This is a genomic window from Streptomyces sp. NBC_00154 (assembly GCF_026342835.1).
Classification (GTDB): domain Bacteria; phylum Actinomycetota; class Actinomycetes; order Streptomycetales; family Streptomycetaceae; genus Streptomyces.
Genome location: NZ_JAPEMI010000001.1, coordinates 1,396,382 through 1,415,472, shown reverse-complemented (window position 1 = coordinate 1,415,472; position 19,091 = coordinate 1,396,382). Strand labels below are relative to the sequence as shown.

Sequence of the window (19,091 nt, the reverse complement as noted above, 5' to 3'; positions counted from 1 at the left end):
CTCCTGCGCTCCAACTCCCCGAACCCTCCCTCGGCCCCGCCGTCACGGGACCCCGCACCGCACCCCAAAGTAACCTCTGCCGTCTCCCGTACTTCGCATAGCCTCCTGACCATGACTTCTATGACGACTCCCGATGTATGGCTGCCGATTCCGGCCGAGGAGATCGAAGGGCTCCCCGAGGGGCTCAACTACCGTTTCTGGGACGGCGAGCAGGACTTCCCGGCCGACCCCGCGGACTGTGCGTTCTATGTCGTTCCCTACATGAAGGGCCCGGAGATCGCGGTCCGCCCGCTCGCCGGGATGGGGGCGGTCCAGGTCGTCCAGACGCTCTCGGCGGGCATCGACCATGTCCAGCCGGGGCTCGGCCGGTTGTCCGCCGGGGTGCGGCTGTGCAACGCCAAGGGGGTTCACGAGGCCTCGACGGCGGAGCTCGCCCTCGCTCTGATCCTCGCCTCGCTGCGCGGCTTCCCCGGCTTCGTCCACGGTCAGGACAAGGAGGAGTGGCGGGCAGGTTTCTACCCGGCGCTCGCCGACAAATCCGTTCTGATCGTGGGGTACGGATCGATCGGCGCCGCCATCGAGGACCGGCTCGCGCCCTTCGAGTGTGCGCGGGTGGCGCGCGTCGCGCGCTCCGCGCGGACAACAGCGCGCGGCCCCGTACACACACTCGACGACCTGCCCGCACTGCTGCGCGAAGCCGACATCGTCATTCTGTCCACCCCGCTGAACCCTTCCACGCAAGGGCTGGTGAGCGGCGACTTCCTCGCCGCGATGCCGGACGGCGCGCTGCTCGTCAACGTCGCCCGGGGCGGAGTCGTGGACACCAAGGCTCTGCTGTCCGAACTCGAGTCCGGGCGGCTGCGCGCGGCACTCGATGTCACCGACCCGGAACCGCTGCCCGCCGGCCACCCCCTCTGGCATGCTCCGAACGTCCTGATCACTCCGCATGTGGGCGGCAGCACCTCGGCGTTCCTGCCGCGCGCCAAGCGACTGCTGGCCGGACAGCTCACCCGGTTCGCCGCGGGGGAGCCGGTGCAGAACGTCGTACTCACCACCGGCTGACCACTCTGCGAAGCCGTTCTGCTGCGCAGAGTGCCGACAACTGCCCATATCGTCACGGAGAGTAGAGGAACTATGTCCCTGTGTGACGAGTCTGGTGTATCGTCCCGAATGGGGGCTGCGCCGTGGAAGGGACGGCGCGGGGTGGCAGTGGAACGCGAGGGGGGCGACGGGCGATGCAGGGCCGATGGGCGAACGATCCGACGCGGCAGGGCGGTCGACGGAGACCACCTGGGCGCCCATCGTGCCGCGCCCTCACCCGCCCGACAGCATCGGGGACACCTCGGTGAGCGCCCCGGCGAGCGCCTTCGGGGCGTTCTTCTCCCGGCAGTCGACCGCCGGAGGGGCGTCCGGGGTGGTCTCGCAGATCCTTCTCGGCCTGGTCTGCGGCGGTTACGCCGTGGGGGCGGCCTTCGGCTGGGGCTCGTCCGAGCTGGCGCTCGTCATGGGCGACTTCGGCCTCAGTGCCGCTGCCCTCATCGCGGCCGTCTCCTGCTTCCTCTACGCGCGCTTCGCATGCGACCGGTTCCGGCCCGCCTGGCTGCTGTTCTCGCTCTCCTCGCTGATGGCCGCCGGGGGGAACGCCGTCTGGGGCTGGTACGAGGTCGTGCTCGGGGTCGATGTGCCCAGTCCGTCGCCGGCCGACGTCTTCTTCCTCTGCTTCGCGCCGCCCGCCATCGTCGGGCTGCTCGTCCTCGCCAAGCGCCCGGTCACCAGGGCCGGTTGGGTCTGTCTGGTGCTGGACTCCTGGCTGATCGGCGGATCGCTCCTCACGCTCTCCTGGAGCCTGGCGCTCGCCCACACCGCGCATCTCGCGGACGCCGAAGGGGCGAGCGTGGCCCGTGCGGCGCTCTCGCTGGCCTATCCGCTGCTCGACATCGTGCTGGTCTCCATGGTGCTCGCCCTGCACTTCCGGCGGGCCAACGTCAACCGCTCCGCGGTGAACACCGCCATCGCCGCCCTCGCGCTGACGGTCCTCTGCGACGCGCTGTTCACCTCGCCGCTGCTCCGCCAGACCTACCACTCCGGTCAGTTGCTGGACGCCGGCTGGTTCGCCGGTTCGCTGCTCCTCGCGTACGCCCCCTGGGGTGCGAACCGGACAGGAGACAACGCTGTCGAGCCCCGCCCGGCCCCGCGCACCACCAGCCGTCCGATCGCCGGTTCACTGGCCGCGCTGACGCCGTATCTCGCCGCAGCCGTCTGCACCCTCGGCATTCTCTACAACGTCATCGAGGGCCGCCGGGTGGACCGCGTCGTGGTCTTCACGGGCTGCATGGTGGTGCTCGCCCTGGTCGTACGACAGGGCATCATGCTCGTCGACAACATCGCGCTCACCCAGGAGCTGGCGCAGAAGGAGAATCACTTCCGCTCCCTGGTCCAGGGCTCCAGCGACGTCATCATGATCGCCGCCCCCACCGGCATCCTCCGGTACGTCAGCCCCGCCGCTTCCGGAGTCTACGGGCGGGAGGCCGACGATCTCGTCGGCGCCGAGCTCGCCTCGATCATCCATCCCGAGGACCTGGGGCGCGTGGTCCACGAGGTGCGGCGGTTTCTGGCCGCGCCGCCCAGTGAGGAACCCACCACGCGGATCGAGTGCCGGTTCAGATCCGGCACCGGTGACTGGCTCAACGTCGAGTCAACCGTCAACCGCCACCAGGGCGGGTTGATCCTCAACAGCCGGGACGTGACCGAACGGGTCAGGCTGCAGGCCCAGTTGCAGCACAACGCCGAGCACGACCCGCTGACCGACCTGCCCAACCGCGCCCTGTTCACCGACCGGGTCCGCCAGGCTCTCGGCGGCCGCCGCTCCGGTGACCCCGGCACCGCGGTGCTCTTCATCGACCTCGACGGCTTCAAGGCGGTCAACGACCGTCTCGGCCACCAGGCGGGCGACGAGCTGCTCGTCCAGGCCGCCCGCCGTCTCCAGGAGTCCGTGCGGGCCGGGGACACCGCGGCCCGTCTCGGCGGCGACGAGTTCGCGGCGCTCATCCTCGGAGACGGCACGCGTGATCAGGGCGCCCGGGAGTACCAGGTACACGAGATCGCCGACCGGCTGCGCCTCACGCTCTCCCAGCCCTACCGGATCGGCGGCGGCGAGGTCCGCGTCGCCGCCTCCATCGGGGTCGCCTTCGCCGAGCCCGCCATCACCCCCACCGACCTCATGCGCAATGCCGACCTCGCCATGTACCGCGCCAAGGCGGCCGGCAAGGACCGTGTCGAGCTGTACGCCCCGCAGATGCAGGCCGAAGTGGTACGCCGGTCCGAACTGGCGACCCGGCTGCGCACCGCCGTGCGGGACGGCGAGTTCGCCCTGCTCCATCAGCCCGTGGTCCATCTCGCCACCGGCACCGTCGCCGCCGTCGCCGCACAGGCCCGCTGGCGCTCCGCCCAGGGCATCCTGTTCACCCCCGCCGAGTTCCTCCGCGTCACCGAGGACGGCGACCGCACCGCGGAGCTCGGCCGCTGGCTCCTGGAAGAGGCCGTCGAGCAGGCCGCCGACCGGGCCATGGCCGGGCACCAGGTCGCCGTTGCCGTCCGGCTGTCCGCCCGCAGACTGCTGGACAGGGCGATGCCGTTCGGCTCCGTCGAGGCGCTCCTCACCCGGCACGGCCTGCCCTCGGGGGCGCTGATGATCGAGGTCTCCGACAACGACCCCCGGGTCTCCTTCGACGAGCTCGAACAGCGCCTCGTCGCGCTGCGTCGGCTCGGTGTACGGATCGCGCTCGACGGCTTCGGCAGTGGCTACGCCGCGATCAATGCGCTGCGCCGGCTCCCCATCGACGTACTGAAACTCGACCGGGGTCTCGTCGAGGGTGTCGTGGAATCGGCCCGACTGAACAAGATCACCAGTGGGCTGCTGAGGATCGCCTGCGATCTGGGCCTGCAGTCGGTGGCCGACGGGGTCGACGTGCCGGAACAGGTCCTCGCGCTGCGCGCCATGGGCTGTACGCACGGCCAGGGGATGGCCTTCTCCGGGCCGCTGGACGAGTACCGTCTGCGCCGCACGCTGGTGCGCGGAGAGTTCCCGGTGCCGGGCGGACCCACTGCTCAGCCCGTCCTGACGGGCGGCTCGATTCCGCTGCTCAGTGGACCACATTCTGAGATGCCTATCCCACCTACTTGACACGCTGTGCGCGTCGGAGAGAGGGTCAATGCCATGCGCACCCGAATTCTCGTACTTGGAAAGCGCGTCGGCTGAAGCAGAGTCCCTCGTTGACACTCTGCAGACCGCACCGGCGCGCTCCCCTCGCTTGCCTCACGGCACGAGGGGTTTTTTGTTGCACTGGCACACCTCAAAACCCCGCAAAAACCCTCAGCTTCGAGAAGAGAATGCCGATGACCGAGCAGGCCACCGGGGCCCATCATCCCCAGCCGCGGGCCCGTAACGGCGGATCGTCCTCCGCCACCGTTGAGCACGTCACGGGTGCGCAGTCCCTCATCCGGTCTCTTGAGGAGGTGGGGGCCGACACGGTATTCGGCATTCCCGGCGGCGCCATCCTTCCGGCGTACGACCCGATGATGGACTCCACCCGGGTCCGTCATGTGCTGGTCCGTCACGAGCAGGGCGCCGGACACGCCGCCACCGGCTACGCGCAGGCCACCGGCAAGGTCGGTGTCTGCATGGCCACCTCCGGTCCGGGCGCGACCAACCTGGTCACCCCGATCGCCGACGCGCACATGGACTCCGTCCCGCTGGTCGCGATCACCGGCCAGGTGGCCTCCAAGGCGATCGGCACGGACGCCTTCCAGGAAGCCGACATCTGCGGCATCACGATGCCGGTCACCAAGCACAACTTCCTGGTCACCCGAGCCGAGGACATCCCGCACACGATCGCCGAGGCCTTCCACATCGCCTCCACCGGCCGTCCGGGCCCCGTCCTCGTCGACATCGCCAAGGACGCCCTGCAGGCGCAGACCACGTTCAGCTGGCCGCCGACCCAGGACCTGCCCGGCTACCGCCCGGTCACCAAGCCGCACGCCAAGCAGATCCGTGAGGCCGCCAAGCTCATCACCCAGGCCAAGCGGCCGGTGCTGTACGTCGGCGGCGGCGTCATGAAGGCCGGGGCGACTGCCGAGCTGAAGGTCCTCGCCGAGCTCACCGGAGCGCCCGTCACCACCACTCTGATGGCGCTCGGTTCGTTCCCCGACAGCCACCCGCTGCACGTGGGAATGCCGGGCATGCACGGTTCGGTCACCGCCGTCACCGCGCTGCAGAAGGCCGACCTGATCGTCGCCCTCGGAGCCCGCTTCGACGACCGCGTCACCGGCAAGCTGGACAGCTTCGCCCCGTACGCCAAGATCGTCCACGCCGACATCGACCCGGCGGAGATCGGCAAGAACCGCACCGCCGACGTGCCGATCGTCGGTGACGCCCGCGAGGTCATCGCCGACCTCGTCCAGGCCGTCCAGGCCGAGCACACCGAGGGACACACCGGCGACTACTCCGCCTGGTGGAAGGACCTCAACCGCTGGCGCGACACCTACCCGGTCGGCTACGACCTCCCCGAGGACGGCAGCCTCTCCCCGCAGCAGGTCATCCAGCGCATCGGCGAGCTCGCCCCCGAGAACACGATCTTCGCGGCGGGCGTCGGCCAGCACCAGATGTGGGCCTCGCACTTCATCCAGTACGAGCAGCCCGCCACCTGGCTGAACTCCGGCGGCGCCGGAACGATGGGTTACGCGGTCCCGGCCGCGATGGGCGCCAAGGCCGGCATGCCGGACCGTACGGTCTGGGCGATCGACGGCGACGGCTGCTTCCAGATGACCAATCAGGAACTCACCACCTGCGCGCTCAACAACATCCCGATCAAGGTCGCGATCATCAACAACGGCGCGCTCGGGATGGTCCGCCAGTGGCAGACCCTGTTCTACAACCAGCGGTACTCCCACACCGTGCTGCACTCCGGCGCCGACACCGAGGGCGCCCCGGCGAAGGGCACCCGCGTGCCGGACTTCGTCAAGCTGTCCGAGGCCATGGGCTGCTACGCGATCCGCTGCGAGGACCCGGCCGATCTGGACAAGGTCATCGCGGAGGCCAACGCGATCAACGACCGCCCGGTCGTCATCGACTTCATCGTCCACGAGGACGCCATGGTGTGGCCGATGGTCGCCGCCGGCACCTCCAACGACGAGGTCATGGCCGCCCGTGGCGTCCGCCCCGACTTCGGCGACAACGAAGACGACTGAGAGACAGAGAGAGACCGACTCCATGTCCACCAAGCACACGCTCTCCGTCCTGGTCGAGAACAAGCCCGGTGTCCTCGCCCGGATCACGGCCCTGTTCTCCCGACGCGGCTTCAACATCGACTCGCTCGCGGTCGGTACCACCGAGCACCCCGACATCTCGCGCATCACCATCGTCGTGGGTGTCGAGGACCTGCCCCTCGAGCAGGTGACCAAGCAGCTCAACAAGCTGATCAACGTACTGAAGATCGTCGAACTCGAGCCGTCCGCTGCGATCCAGCGTGAGCTCGTCCTGGTGAAGGTCCGCGCCGACAACGAGACCCGCTCCCAGATCGTCGAGATCGTCAAGCTGTTCCGCGCCAAGACCGTGGACGTGTCCCCGGACGCCGTCACGATCGAGGCGACCGGCGGCGCCGACAAGCTGGAGGCCATGCTCAAGATGCTCGAGCAGTACGGCATCAAGGAGCTCGTCCAGTCCGGCACCATCGCCATAGGGCGCGGCGCGCGCTCGATCACCGACCGTTCGCTGCGCGCCCTCGACCGTACGGCCTAGCCGCCACCCCTCTCGCCGCTCGTATGGCGAGACCCGAAAACGTAATTGACGCACCCCGCCGTACGGTGGGACGCAACACCTGCACACCAAGGAGAAGACCCAGTGGCCGAGCTGTTCTACGACGACGATGCCGACCTGTCCATCATCCAGGGCCGCAAGGTCGCGGTCATCGGCTACGGCAGCCAGGGCCACGCCCACGCGCTGTCGCTGCGTGACTCGGGTGTCGACGTCCGTGTCGGTCTGCACGAGGGCTCCAAGTCCAAGGCCAAGGCCGAGGAGCAGGGCCTGCGCGTGGTGACCCCGGCGGAGGCCGCCGCCGAGGCCGACGTCATCATGATCCTCGTCCCGGACCCGATCCAGGCCCAGGTCTACGAGGAGTCCATCAAGGACAACCTCAAGGACGGCGACGCGCTGTTCTTCGGTCACGGCCTGAACATCCGGTTCGACTTCATCAAGCCGCCGGCCAACGTCGACGTCTGCATGGTCGCCCCGAAGGGCCCGGGCCACCTGGTCCGCCGCCAGTACGAGGAGGGTCGCGGCGTTCCGTGCATCGTGGCCGTCGAGCAGGACGCCTCGGGCAACGGCCTGGCGCTCGCCCTGTCGTACGCGAAGGGCATCGGCGGCACCCGCGCCGGCGTCATCAAGACGACCTTCACCGAGGAGACCGAGACCGACCTGTTCGGTGAGCAGGCCGTCCTCTGCGGTGGCACCGCCGCTCTGGTCAAGGCCGGTTTCGAGACCCTGACCGAGGCCGGATACCAGCCGGAGATCGCCTACTTCGAGTGCCTCCACGAGCTGAAGCTCATCGTCGACCTGATGTACGAGGGCGGCCTGGAGAAGATGCGCTGGTCGATCTCGGAGACCGCCGAGTGGGGCGACTACGTCACCGGCCCGCGGATCATCACGGACGCCACCAAGGCCGAGATGAAGAAGGTTCTCGCCGAGATCCAGGACGGCACCTTCGCCAAGAACTGGATGGCCGAGTACCACAACGGTCTGCCCAAGTACAACGAGTACAAGAAGGCCGACAGCGACCACCTGCTGGAGACCACCGGCCGTGAGCTGCGCAAGCTCATGAGCTGGGTGAACGACGAGGACGCGTAAGTCCTCAGCCGCGGGGCGGGTCTTCGGACCCGCCCCGCGGCGCATCCGCATCACCGCTGGAAGAAGGCGGCGCCGTACGTGTGTACAAGTCGTCCAGCCCCATGTGGGTGATCCTTCCATCGGGGCGCAGAATGCGCACTCGCGCATGACTACACTTCTCCACACATACACGCGTCAGGCCCACAGTGTCGTGCGTCTTCCACGCGGCAAGCCCCTCCACCGCCTGCGGCCGTCGGGACGGCCGTCCGCACTGGACTTGTGAGGACTCACGTGAGCTCGAAACCTGTCGTACTCATCGCTGAAGAGCTGTCGCCTGCCACGGTTGACGCCCTGGGGCCGGATTTCGACATCCGGCACTGCAACGGCGCGGACCGCGCCGAACTCCTCCCCGCGATCGCCGATGTCGACGCCATCCTGGTGCGCTCCGCCACCAAGGTCGATGCCGAGGCCGTCGCCGCCGCGAAGAAGCTGAAGGTCGTCGCCCGCGCGGGCGTCGGTCTCGACAACGTCGACGTCTCCGCGGCCACCAAGGCCGGCGTGATGGTCGTCAACGCCCCGACGTCCAACATCGTCACCGCCGCCGAACTGGCCTGCGGTCTGCTCGTCGCCACCGCGCGCAACATCCCGCAGGCCAACACCGCCCTCAAGAACGGCGAGTGGAAGCGCTCCAAGTACACCGGCGTCGAGCTGAGCGAGAAGACCCTCGGTGTCGTCGGCCTCGGCCGTATCGGCGTGCTGGTCGCGCAGCGCATGTCGGCCTTCGGTATGAAGATCGTCGCGTACGACCCCTATGTGCAGCCGGCCCGCGCCGCGCAGATGGGCGTCAAGCTCCTCACGCTGGACGAGCTGCTGGAAGTCTCCGACTTCATCACCGTGCACCTGCCGAAGACCCCCGAGACGCTCGGCCTGATCGGCGACGAGGCGCTGCACAAGGTGAAGCCCTCGGTGCGGATCGTCAACGCCGCGCGCGGCGGCATCGTCGACGAGGAGGCGCTCGCCTCCGCCCTCAAGGAGGGCCGCGTCGCCGGCGCCGGTCTCGACGTGTACGCGAAGGAGCCCTGCACGGACTCCCCGCTGTTCCAGTTCGACCAGGTCGTCTGCACCCCGCACCTCGGCGCCTCCACCGACGAGGCGCAGGAGAAGGCGGGCATCGCGGTCGCCAAGTCCGTCCGCCTCGCGCTCGCCGGTGAACTCGTGCCGGACGCGGTCAACGTGCAGGGCGGCGTCATCGCCGAGGACGTACGTCCCGGCCTGCCGCTCGCCGAGAAGCTCGGCCGGATCTTCACCGCGCTCGCGGGCGAGGTCGCGGCCCGCCTCGATGTCGAGGTGTACGGCGAGATCACCCAGCACGACGTCAAGGTGCTCGAACTCTCCGCGCTCAAGGGCGTCTTCGAGGACGTCGTCGACGAGACGGTGTCCTACGTCAATGCCCCGCTCTTCGCGCAGGAGCGCGGTGTCGAGGTCCGCCTCACCACCAGCTCCGAGTCGCCGGACCACCGCAATGTGGTGACGGTCCGCGGCACGCTGGCGAGCGGCGAGGAGGTCGCGGTCTCCGGCACGCTGGCCGGCCCCAAGCACCTCCAGAAGATCGTCGCGATCGGCGAGCACGATGTGGACCTGGCGCTCGCCGACCACATGGTCGTCCTGCGGTACGAGGACCGTCCCGGTGTCGTCGGCGCGGTCGGCAAGATTCTCGGCGAGGCCGGTCTCAACATCGCCGGCATGCAGGTCTCGCGGGCGGCCGCGGGCGGCGAGGCGCTGGTCGTCCTCACCGTCGACGACGACGTCCCGGCAGCGGTCCTGAGCGAGATCGCCGAGGAGATCGGCGCGACCTCGGCCCGCTCGGTGAACCTCAGCGACTGATCCCAAACCCTGTGCGGGCCGGTGTACCCGGAATGTAGACGTGCGTCTTACACAAACGTCTGCATGCCGGGTACGCTGCTTTCATGGGACACCGTGAGGATCTGCTCGAAGGCGCCAAGCGCTGCCTGCTGGAGAAGGGGTACGCCCGGACGACGGCACGCGACATCGTCGCGGCCTCCGGCACCAACCTCGCCTCCATCGGTTACCACTACGGTTCCAAGGAGGCCCTGCTCAATCTCGCCTTCCTCAAGGTGACGGAGGAGTGGGGCGAGTTGCTCACCAAGCAGCCGGACGGGACCGGGAACGGCGACGGTTCCCCCCAGGCGCCTCTCGACCAGTTCCGCGACGTGTGGGAGCGGGTGATCGGCAGCTACGAACGGACACGTGCCGTCTGGCAACTCCAGATGGAGGTCGTGTCCCGGGTCGACTCCGACCCCGAGCTGCAGAAGGCCCTGGCGGGCCCGCAGCGTGAAGGCCGGGACGGGCTCGCCGAGAACATGCTGGGCATCGACCCGGAGACCGACCCGGAGCGGGCGCGGGTCGCCGGGCTGTTCTGCCAGGCGCTGCTGGCAGGCGTGATGGTGCAGTGGATGATCGACCGCGACTCGGCGCCGTCGGCGCAGGACCTGACGGACGGGCTGAAGGCGGTGCTCGAGGGGCGGGTGTCGTAGGCGATTGCGTGGCCGCGGCCACGCTGTGTCGTCCATCGCCGGAGGGGCTGAGATGTGGCAGTGCCCGCCCGGTGGTCAGGCGCCGGGCGGTGGCAAGGCCCGGCACAGCGCCTCCAGGGCCGCGCCGTACGCATGGTCCGGCGGCGTCGCATAGCCCACGACCAGGCCGTCCTCGGCGCGCATGGTGGCGGCCGGATGACGGAAGTCGGCGAGCGGGTCCAGGCCGAGGCCCTGCCAGGCGGCGGCCTTGACGGTGGAGCGTTCGGTGCCGGGCGGTAGCCGCAGGACGGCGTGCAGTCCGGCGGCGATGCCGGTGGGCGTGATGTGCGGGGCGTGTGCGGCCAGGGCGGCGACGAGCTGGTCACGGCGGCGCCGGTAGCGCTGCCGCATCCGGCGGATGTGCCGGTCGTAGTGGCCGGATTCGATGAAGTCGGCGAGCGCGAGCTGGTCCAGGACGCTCGCCCAGCCCTCGCGTTCCCCCTTGGCGGCCAGCACGGCGCCGACGAGGTGCTCGGGCAGCACCATCCAGCCCAGGCGAATGGCGGGGGAGAGGCTCTTGCTGACGGAGCCGAGGTGGACGACCCGGTCCGGATCGAGGCCCTGGACGGCGCCCACCGGCTCACGGTCGTAACGGAACTCCCCGTCGTAGTCGTCCTCCAGGACCAGCCCGCCGCGGGTACGAGCCCAGTCGACCACGGCCGCACGCCGCTCCGGGTGCAGTGGACCGCCCGTCGGGAACTGGTGGGCCGGGGTGAGCAGCACACTCCGTACGCCCGGCAGTCCGGTCAACTCACCGGTGCGGGCCCCGTGTTCGTCGATCGCCAGCGGGACCGTGCGGACCCCGGCGGCGACCAGCAGCGAACGGTGGAAAGCGAGCCCGTACGACTCCACCGCCAGCGGGCCGCGCAGCACGCCGCCGCCGAACAGCAGCCGAAGGGCGTGCGCGAAGCCGGAGCAGATCACGATCCGTTCGGGGGAGCAGCGCACCCCGCGGACGCGCGCCAGATAGCCGGACAGCGCGCGGCGCAGCTCGATGCGACCCTGTGGATCCCCGGGGCCGAAGGCGTCGTTCGGCGCGCCGTTCACGGCGCGGCGCGAGGCCGCGAGCCATGCGGTACGGGGGAAGGACGCGGCGTCCGGCTGTCCTTGACGAAGGTTGTGCACGGGCGTGGCCGGGCGGGACGGCGTCTTCTTCGGGATCCGGGCAGGGGCGGCGGCAGCGGCGCGGTGCGCGACCCGGGTGCCGGACCCCTGACGGGCGGTCAGCCAGCCCTCGGCGACCAGTTCGGCATAGGCGTCGGCGACGGTGTTACGGGCCAGGCCGAGGTCGGCGGCGAGCGAGCGGTAGGGCGGCAGCCGGGTGCCGGGCGGCAGCCGTCCCGCCCGGACCGCGTCGCGCAGCGCGCGGATGAGAACGGACCGGCGGCTGCCCGGTCCAGCCAGCTCCAGCAGCAGGTCGCTGCCGATCCGCTCCGCCGAATTGACCCATGATTCCGACATCGGAATGCACCCTACGCGAGGTCGCCCGACTCCGTAGCGTAGTGATCATGACGAACAGCGAAGCAGTCACCCGAACCGCCCGAGTCAACTTCGCCAAGGCCGCCCCGAAGGCGTTCAAGGCCCTCATCGGCTTCGACGCCGCCGCGCGGCAGGGCCTGGACCCTGCGCTCGTCGAACTGGTCCAGATCCGGTCCTCCCAGCTCAACGGGTGCGCGTACTGCCTGCACATGCACACCACGGACGCCCGCAAGGCGGGTGAGAGCGAGGAGCGGCTGCACATGGTCGCCGTCTGGCCGGAGGCCGCCCACTTCTTCACGGAGAAGGAACAGGCAGCACTCGCGCTCACCGAGGCCGTCACCCTGGTCTCCCGCGGCGGCGTCCCGGACGACGTCTACGCCCGCGCGGCGGCCCACTTCGACGAGCCCGAGCTGGCCGGACTGCTGGCCCTGATCTTCACGATCAACACCTGGAACCGCATCGCTCTGAGCACCGCGAAGGTGGCGGGCACGGACGAGCGGGCGGCCCACTGAACGGCGCCGCTCTCCGGCCTCACCCCAGGGGATGTCCGCCGAGGATGCCCTGTCCCCCCTGGAGCCGAGCCCTCTTCAGTGCCAAGTGCAGCAGCAGCCGGTCCTCGCCGTCGTTCAGGTCCAGACCGGTGAGCTGCTCGACCCGGGACAGCCGGTAGTACAGCGTCTGGCGGTGGATGCCGAGTTCGGCCGCCGTGCGGCTCGCCTGACCCGCGCAGTCGAGGAACACCTCGGCGGTGCGGGCCAGGTTCGTGTGCGGCGGGGTGAGCAGGGGGCGCACCGCGGGGTCCGGGGTGGTGTCCGCCGTCGGGGGGAGCGCGGTCAGCAGGCGGTACGGGCCGATGGCCGACCAGTCGGCAACCGGGCCGAAGCGCGACTCCGCTGCCGCCGCGCGGGCCGCCGCCGAGGCCTCGTGCCAGGCCGCGGCCAGCTCCGGCAGGCCCCGGCGCGGGACCGCGACCCCGGCCGTGGCGGTCCGTCCCGCGGTGGTGCGCAGCCGGTCCGCCGCCGCCGTCGCCGGGTCCAGTACGTCGGGGGAGCGCAGCCGGATCAGTGCGGCCAGCGACAGGGTGCCCGCCCCCGCCGGTGACGGGACGGTGGACAGCGCTGCCGCGGACGGCACCGTACGGGCCGACGGGGTCTCGTCCGGCCACGGGGTCACACAGACCACCGTGTGCAGCCCGTCCGAGTCCGGGCCCAGCGCCTCCCGCAGCGCGGCCACCGCCATGTCGCGCTGCCAGCCGCGGCCGGCCGTCAGTACCGCGCCGAACTCCCGGGACAGATCCGTGCCGGCCCGCGCCTCGTCGGAGAGCAGTGCCCCGATCCTGGCCGCCACGTCCATCGCCGCGATCAGCTGTCCGTCGGTCGGCCCGGGTTCCGTGTCGAGCAGCCAGACGTAGCCGAGCACGACGCCCCGATGGCGTACCGGCAGGCAGATCCGGCCGCGGAACACCCCGGCCTCCGGGGCGGCGGGGATGCGGACCGGGCCGGTGGCGCGGGCGATGCCGAAGCCCTCGAACCAGGCGCGGACCGCGGGTGTGGAGCGACGAGTGAGGATCGATCGGGTGCGGACCGGGTCCATCGCCGTGTCGTCGTCGCTGTCGTGCGCCCCGAAGGCGACCAGGCCGAAGTCCCGGTTCTCCAGTGTCGCGGGGGCGCCGAGCAGCGCGGAGATCTCGTCGACCAGCTCCTGGTAATCGCCCTTCACCCGGCCATTCTCCCACCCCTTCAGACATATGTCTGAGATCCAGGGCATGGATGCGTGACAGCTGTCGATGGCACATGATCGGAGGGATCCTTAGATTTCACGGTGGTTCTCCGTGCTGTACCGGTCTGATTCAGTTCCTGCCGGTACGGCCCTCGTTCATATCTTTCCGTTGGAGGTGCCCCGTGCTGGCTCCCGTGATCCTCGCTGCGTCGCGCAGTGACAAGATGCGCCGTTTCATTTCGGCTGCTCCGGGGACCAAGCAGGTCGTCGACCGGTTCATCGCCGGCGAGACGGTCGAGCAGGTTGTCCCGATCATCAAGGACGCCACCGGGAAGGGCCTCGAGGTCACCCTCGACGTCGTCGGCGAGGACATCACGACGCCCGAGCAGGCCACCGCCGCGCGCGACGCGTACCTGGAGCTGATCGACCGCCTGAAGGACCTCGGCCTGGGCACCAGGGCCGAGATGTCCATCAAGCTTTCGATGTTCGGCCAGGCCCTGGAGGGCGGCCACGAGATGGCGCTCGCCAACGTCCGCCCGGTCGTCGAGGCCGCGGCCGCGATCGGCACCACGGTCACCCTGGACGCCGAGGACCACACCACCCTCGACTCGATGTTCGCCATCCACGAGGAGCTGCGGAAGGACTTCCCGCAGACCGGCTGCGTCATCCAGGCCTACCTGTTCCGCACCGAGGACGACGCCCGCCGCCTCGCCGCCGCCGGCAGCCGCGTCCGCATCGTGAAGGGCGCCTACAAGGAGCCCGCCTCCGTGGCGTACCAGGACAAGGCCGAGATCGACAAGGCGTACGTCCGCATCCTGAAGACGCTCATGGAGGGCGAGGGCTACCCGATGATCGGGTCCCACGACCCGAGGCTCATCGCCATCGCGCAGGAGCTCGCCCGCAAGGCCGGGCGCAAACTGGACGAGTACGAGTTCCAGATGCTCTACGGGATCCGCAGCGACGAGCACATCCGGCTCGCGGCCGAGGGCCACCGGATGCGTGTCTACACCGCGTACGGCACCGACTGGTACGGCTACTTCATGCGCCGTCTCGCGGAGAAGCCGGCCAACCTGCTGTTCTTCGCCCGCTCCATCCTCACCAAGGGCTGACCCGCCCGCCCCGCTGCCCCCACCCCGCTGAAGCAAGGAGACAAGGCACTCATGGACGCTGTGACCCAGGTCCCCGCGCCGGTCAACGAGCCGGTCCACTCCTACGCCCCGGGTTCCCCGGAGCGCGCCCGTCTGGAGGCGAAGCTCAAGGAGCTCGCCGAGAACCCGATCGACCTGCCGATGACCATCGGTGGCGAGAAGCGGATGGGTGGCGGCGAGCGTTTCGACGTCGTACAGCCGCACAACCACAAGGCCGTCATCGGCACGTTCGCCGGCGCCACCGAGCAGGACGCGCGGGACGCGATCGACGCCGCCCTCGACGCCGCCCCGGCATGGCGTGCGATGTCGTTCGACGACCGCGCCGCGATCATCCTGCGCGCCGCCGAGCTGCTGTCCGGCCCCTGGCGCGAGACGCTGGCCGCCTCGACCATGCTCGGCCAGTCGAAGACCGCCCAGCAGGCCGAGATCGACACCCCGTGCGAGCTCGTCGACTTCTGGCGCTTCAACGTGCACTACGCGCGCCAGATCCTGGCCGAGCAGCCCCCGGCCAACTCCCCGGGTGTGTGGAACCGCATGGATCACCGCCCGCTGGAGGGCTTCGTCTACGCGATCACGCCGTTCAACTTCACGGCCATCGCGGGCAACCTGCCCACCGCCCCCGCTCTCATGGGCAACGTCGTGGTGTGGAAGCCGTCCCCGACGCAGACCCACTCCGCCGTGCTGCTGATGCAGCTCCTGGAGGAGGCCGGTCTGCCCAAGGGCGTCATCAACCTGGTGACCGGCGACGGCATCGCCGTCTCCGAGGTCGCCCTGAACCACCGCGACCTGGCCGGTATCCACTTCACCGGCTCGACCCCGACCTTCCAGCACCTGTGGAAGACGGTCGGCAACAACATCGCCAACTACCGCACCTACCCGCGTCTGGTCGGCGAGACCGGCGGCAAGGACTTCGTCGTCGCGCACCCCAGCGCCGACCGCGCCGTCCTGAAGACCGCACTGACCCGTGGCTCCTTCGAGTTCCAGGGCCAGAAGTGCTCGGCCTCCTCCCGGGCGTACGTCCCGGCCTCCATCTGGAACTCCGGTTTCAAGGAGGAGTTCGCGGCCGAGGTCGACTCCATCACCATGGGTGACGTCACCGACCTGTCGAACTTCATCGGTGCTGTCATCGACGAGCGTGCGTTCGCCAAGAACAAGGCCGCGATCGACCGGGCCAAGGCCGACTCGTCCTGCACCGTCGTCGCGGGTGGCACGTACGACGACTCGGTCGGCTACTTCGTCCGCCCGACGGTCATCGAGTGCGCCGACCCGGCCAACGAGGTCTTCACGACCGAGTACTTCGGCCCGATCCTCGCGGTCCACGTGTACGAGGACGACAAGTACGACGAGATGCTGGAGCAGATGGAGTCGGTCTCCGACTACGCGCTGACCGGCTCGGTCATCTCGGGCGACCGCGCCGCGGCCGCTTACACGATGGAGAAGCTCCGCTACGCGGCGGGCAACTTCTACATCAACGACAAGTCGACCGGTGCCGTCGTGGGCCAGCAGCCCTTCGGTGGCGGCCGCGCCTCGGGCACCAACGACAAGGCGGGCGCCCCGCAGAACCTGCAGCGCTGGACGCTGACCCGCGCCATCAAGGAGACGCTGGTCCCGCCGACCGACTACACCTACCCCCACCAGGGCTGACGCCCTCCGGGATGCGGCGCACCCGCACCCCGCCACAGATCCCGCCCCCGCCCGGCTCCCCCAGCCGGTCGGGGGCGGATTCCATTTCCGCCCGCCGGTACGGGAAGCATCAGTACAGGAACCGCTTCACCACCGCGTCGCCCGCCTCGGCCGCCCGCCCGTAGAAGTCCAGCACCTGCCGGTAGTGCGTGGCGAAGACGGCGCGGACCTCGGCCTCCGGCCATCCCCAGTGCGCACCGACGCCCCCGTCGGCCGCGCGCCACAGCTCGTCGAACGGATGAGTGCGGAGGAATTCCGCCGCCTCCCGTACCTCCGTGGCCTCGAGAGTCACCGACGGCGCCTCGATCCCGGCCGGGTCCTCGTGGACGTTCCCGCCGAAGATCGGGAGTTCGCACCTGCCGTGGCCGGGCGGTGCGGTGAGGCACAGCTCGTGCACCTGGGAGAAATCCTTGGAGATGCTCAGATCCGTCTCCAGGCGGTCGAACTCGTCGTCGGTGTCGGCGAAGACCTCCGCCACTCCGGCGAAGTCCTGCGGCAGCCCGGCGGCCGGCACGGCCCGTGCCTGCATGCTGAAGCTCATCGTCGTCCCCTCCTGCCGGGCCGCTGTCCGCAGGCCCCCTGCTCATGAACAGTAGGGGCGCCCACCGACAACGGCCCGCGCCGGATGAGCCCGGTGGATGATCCGCCCCTCGCTACCGGTTCAGCGGTCGCAGGAAGTACGGCCCGGGGACCAGCGGCAGGCCACCGCGGCGAAGCCGCCGTCGGAAACCACATCCACCGACAGGGTGTCGCCGCTCCGCACCGTGCGGGCCGTGCGCAGCGGTCCGGCCGGTCCGTCCGTCACCGTCTCGACCAGCCAGCGTCCGGATCCGATCCGCAGCGGCACCTCGGCGGTGTGCGCCGCACCCGCGTACATACCGCCGATGAACCACCTGCTGCCGGACCGGCGGCCCAGCACCGCACTGCTCCCAGGCTCCCCGGCCAGCAGCCGCGTACTGTCCCAGGCGTCCGGCAACTGCTCCAGGAAGTGCCGGGCCTCCGGGCGCGCCTCGTACGACTCGGGCGTGCCCGCCAGGTTCTGGATTCCGGACTCGTACAGGACGGAGAGCCCCAACTCGCTTGCGTCGGACGCGGCGTTGGGCCGGTTCGGGCGGTGGAAGGCGCCGGGGGTGAAGTCCATGGAGCCGATCACGTTCCGGGTGAAGGGGAGCGTGGTCAGGTGCTGGGCGGTGTTCGTCTTCTTCTCCTCACCGTTGACGCCCTCCAGTGACATGACGTGCGGCCAGGTGCGCTGGATGCCCTTGGGGATCGTGGAGCCGTGGAAGTTGACCAGGAGGTGGTGGGCCGCCGTCTCCGGGAGGATCCGGTCGTACCACTGGAACGTCTCCTGCGCCTCCGAGTCCATGAAGTCGATCTTCACGCCCTTGACGCCCCACTTCTCCAGCGTCGGAAGCCACTGGGCCCGCTCCTCGGCGGTGTCGAGGTCGCGGTGATGGATCCAGACCTGGATGCCCACGCCCCGTTCCCTGCCGTAACGCACCAGTTCCGGGATCCAGCTGTGGGTCTGCCAGTCGGGGTCGGTGACGTCCCACTGCGCCGGGTCGAAGTACCAGCCCGCGTCGACCACGGTGTACGGCCAGTGGCGGGCAGCCGCGTAGTCGACGTATCCCTTCTGCATCTCCAGGCTCTGCCCTGCCTCACGCCCGCCCGCGAGCCAGGTCCACAGGGCGCGGCCCGGCTTGATCCAGGAGGTGTCGTGGATCCTGGACGCCGGGGCGAGGTCGTCGGTGAACGTCGACTCGGTGACGGTCGCCAGGTCGCCGGTGACCACGGCGCGCCACGGGGTGGTGAGCGCACCGGCCGTCTGCACCTGCGGGTCCCAGAGTTTGACGCGATAGGTGGAGGACCCCGCGTCGTGGGCCAGCCGGGCCCCCGAGTAGCTGCCGGTGAGATCGGACTCAGCCACCAGGGCATAGCTGTTCCCGGTACGGAACAGTGCCTGCATCATGTACTCGCCGGCCGGGGCGCCGGCCGCCGTGTACGCGTTGAAGAGGTTCTCGTTGTCCTTGCGGTAGGCGCCGAGCCAGGCGGAGGAGCCCTCGGGCAGGGTGAACGCCGAGGTCTCCTGCAGAACGTTGCCCGTGTCGCCCGGCAGGTCGTACCGGTACGCGACCCCGTCGGCCGACGCCCGCACGACCACGTCGAGCCGGGCGCCCGCCCCGGTGCGGAAGCGGAAGCGTGCCTCACGCATGTGTACGGTGCGGTTGCGGGCCTTGCCCGCGGCGGTTCGGTAGTGCTCGTCGACCGCGCGGTCGCTGCGGCCGAGGAACGACAGCCCGGTGGAGAAGTCGGCCCGCTCGGTGACGATACCGACGGGCGAGGGGGCGAGCACGGTCTCACCGGCGCGGGAGACGGACAGGTCCAGTGCCCCGCTCGCCCGGTCCAGTCGCAGTTCGGCGGTGGGCCCGCCGGGTCTGTCCTGTACCGTCCAGCCGGCCTCCTCGGCGCGCGCGTCGACGGCGAGCAGCAACGTCGATGCGAGGGCGCCGCAGAGGACGATCGAAAGTGTCCTGATCCGGTTCCGTAACGACACGGGGCCTCCCTCAGTCAGTTCACGATTCAGATGAC

At 69.9% G+C, this 19,091-nt stretch carries 14 protein-coding genes; 10 read left to right on the top strand and 4 right to left on the bottom strand.

Annotation, left to right across the window (positions count from 1 at the left end):
- Positions 1 to 111 precede the first annotated feature (111 nt).
- The 7 genes from OHA03_RS06210 to OHA03_RS06180 all read left to right on the top strand — a co-directional run bounded on the left by OHA03_RS06210 (position 112) and on the right by OHA03_RS06180 (position 10,434).
- Positions 112 to 1,062 (top strand): 2-hydroxyacid dehydrogenase, encoded by a 951-nt coding sequence (locus OHA03_RS06210; protein WP_267001544.1) that lies wholly within the window; start codon positions 112 to 114, stop codon positions 1,060 to 1,062.
- A 283-nt stretch (positions 1,063 to 1,345) separates the two neighbouring features.
- On the top strand, positions 1,346 to 4,183 hold the full coding sequence (locus tag OHA03_RS06205) for a bifunctional diguanylate cyclase/phosphodiesterase (protein ID WP_267007940.1): 2,838 nt from the start codon (positions 1,346 to 1,348) through the stop codon (positions 4,181 to 4,183).
- Positions 4,184 to 4,389: 206 nt separating this feature from the next.
- Positions 4,390 to 6,246: an acetolactate synthase large subunit gene (locus OHA03_RS06200; RefSeq protein ID WP_267001542.1), complete on the top strand. Its 1,857-nt coding sequence runs from the start codon at positions 4,390 to 4,392 to the stop codon at positions 6,244 to 6,246.
- Between the two features lie 22 nt (positions 6,247 to 6,268).
- Complete coding sequence (gene ilvN, locus OHA03_RS06195; protein WP_030928848.1) at positions 6,269 to 6,796, top strand: acetolactate synthase small subunit; 528 nt, start codon at positions 6,269 to 6,271, stop codon at positions 6,794 to 6,796.
- Between the two features lie 102 nt (positions 6,797 to 6,898).
- Positions 6,899 to 7,900: a ketol-acid reductoisomerase gene (gene ilvC, locus OHA03_RS06190; RefSeq protein WP_093772369.1), complete on the top strand. Its 1,002-nt coding sequence runs from the start codon at positions 6,899 to 6,901 to the stop codon at positions 7,898 to 7,900.
- Between the two features lie 270 nt (positions 7,901 to 8,170).
- Positions 8,171 to 9,763 (top strand): phosphoglycerate dehydrogenase, encoded by a 1,593-nt coding sequence (gene serA / locus OHA03_RS06185; RefSeq protein WP_267001538.1) that lies wholly within the window; start codon positions 8,171 to 8,173, stop codon positions 9,761 to 9,763.
- Positions 9,764 to 9,846: 83 nt separating this feature from the next.
- Entirely contained in the window at positions 9,847 to 10,434 is a 588-nt protein-coding gene (locus OHA03_RS06180) for a TetR/AcrR family transcriptional regulator (RefSeq protein ID WP_267001536.1), read from the top strand.
- A gap of 75 nt (positions 10,435 to 10,509) precedes the next feature.
- Here OHA03_RS06180 and OHA03_RS06175 read toward each other — a convergent pair whose 3' ends face one another.
- A complete protein-coding gene (locus OHA03_RS06175; protein ID WP_267001534.1) occupies positions 10,510 to 11,934 on the bottom strand; it encodes a PLP-dependent aminotransferase family protein in 1,425 nt (474 codons plus the stop codon).
- Positions 11,935 to 11,981: 47 nt separating this feature from the next.
- On the opposite strand from OHA03_RS06175, the gene OHA03_RS06170 reads away from it, so the two are divergent.
- Positions 11,982 to 12,464, top strand: coding sequence for a carboxymuconolactone decarboxylase family protein (locus OHA03_RS06170; RefSeq protein WP_267001532.1), 483 nt, complete (start codon positions 11,982 to 11,984; stop codon positions 12,462 to 12,464).
- Positions 12,465 to 12,483: 19 nt separating this feature from the next.
- On the opposite strand, the gene OHA03_RS06165 is transcribed toward OHA03_RS06170, so the two are convergent.
- Positions 12,484 to 13,671 (bottom strand): CdaR family transcriptional regulator, encoded by a 1,188-nt coding sequence (locus OHA03_RS06165; RefSeq protein WP_267001530.1) that lies wholly within the window; start codon positions 13,669 to 13,671, stop codon positions 12,484 to 12,486.
- A gap of 182 nt (positions 13,672 to 13,853) precedes the next feature.
- Here OHA03_RS06165 and OHA03_RS06160 point away from each other — a divergent pair, with 182 nt between their 5' ends.
- Together OHA03_RS06160 and pruA are read left to right on the top strand one after the other, a co-directional pair.
- A complete protein-coding gene (locus OHA03_RS06160) occupies positions 13,854 to 14,780 on the top strand; it encodes a proline dehydrogenase family protein (RefSeq protein ID WP_267001528.1) in 927 nt (308 codons plus the stop codon).
- 51 nt (positions 14,781 to 14,831) lie between these two features.
- Positions 14,832 to 16,463, top strand: coding sequence for an L-glutamate gamma-semialdehyde dehydrogenase (pruA, locus tag OHA03_RS06155; RefSeq protein ID WP_267001526.1), 1,632 nt, complete (start codon positions 14,832 to 14,834; stop codon positions 16,461 to 16,463).
- A 109-nt stretch (positions 16,464 to 16,572) separates the two neighbouring features.
- Here pruA and OHA03_RS06150 read toward each other — a convergent pair whose 3' ends face one another.
- Both OHA03_RS06150 and OHA03_RS06145 read right to left on the bottom strand, forming a co-directional pair.
- Positions 16,573 to 17,043 carry a DUF1877 family protein gene (locus tag OHA03_RS06150; RefSeq protein ID WP_267001524.1) on the bottom strand — a complete coding sequence of 157 codons (471 nt, stop codon included), beginning with the start codon at positions 17,041 to 17,043 and terminating at the stop codon, positions 16,573 to 16,575.
- A gap of 120 nt (positions 17,044 to 17,163) precedes the next feature.
- The gene (locus OHA03_RS06145; protein WP_267001522.1) at positions 17,164 to 19,056 is read right to left on the bottom strand and encodes a glycoside hydrolase family 97 protein; all 1,893 of its coding nucleotides are present in this window, start codon (positions 19,054 to 19,056) and stop codon (positions 17,164 to 17,166) included.
- Between the last annotated feature and the right edge of the window lie 35 nt (positions 19,057 to 19,091).

Coding starts and splice junctions, on each gene's coding strand:
- pruA (WP_267001526.1), top strand. CDS start 14,832: ATGGACGCTGTGACCCAGGTCCCCGCGCCGGTCAACGAGCCGGTCCAC.
- OHA03_RS06150 (WP_267001524.1), bottom strand. CDS start 17,043: ATGAGCTTCAGCATGCAGGCACGGGCCGTGCCGGCCGCCGGGCTGCCG.
- OHA03_RS06180 (WP_267001536.1), top strand. CDS start 9,847: ATGGGACACCGTGAGGATCTGCTCGAAGGCGCCAAGCGCTGCCTGCTG.
- OHA03_RS06175 (WP_267001534.1), bottom strand. CDS start 11,934: ATGTCGGAATCATGGGTCAATTCGGCGGAGCGGATCGGCAGCGACCTG.
- OHA03_RS06210 (WP_267001544.1), top strand. CDS start 112: ATGACTTCTATGACGACTCCCGATGTATGGCTGCCGATTCCGGCCGAG.
- ilvN (WP_030928848.1), top strand. CDS start 6,269: ATGTCCACCAAGCACACGCTCTCCGTCCTGGTCGAGAACAAGCCCGGT.
- OHA03_RS06170 (WP_267001532.1), top strand. CDS start 11,982: ATGACGAACAGCGAAGCAGTCACCCGAACCGCCCGAGTCAACTTCGCC.
- OHA03_RS06200 (WP_267001542.1), top strand. CDS start 4,390: ATGCCGATGACCGAGCAGGCCACCGGGGCCCATCATCCCCAGCCGCGG.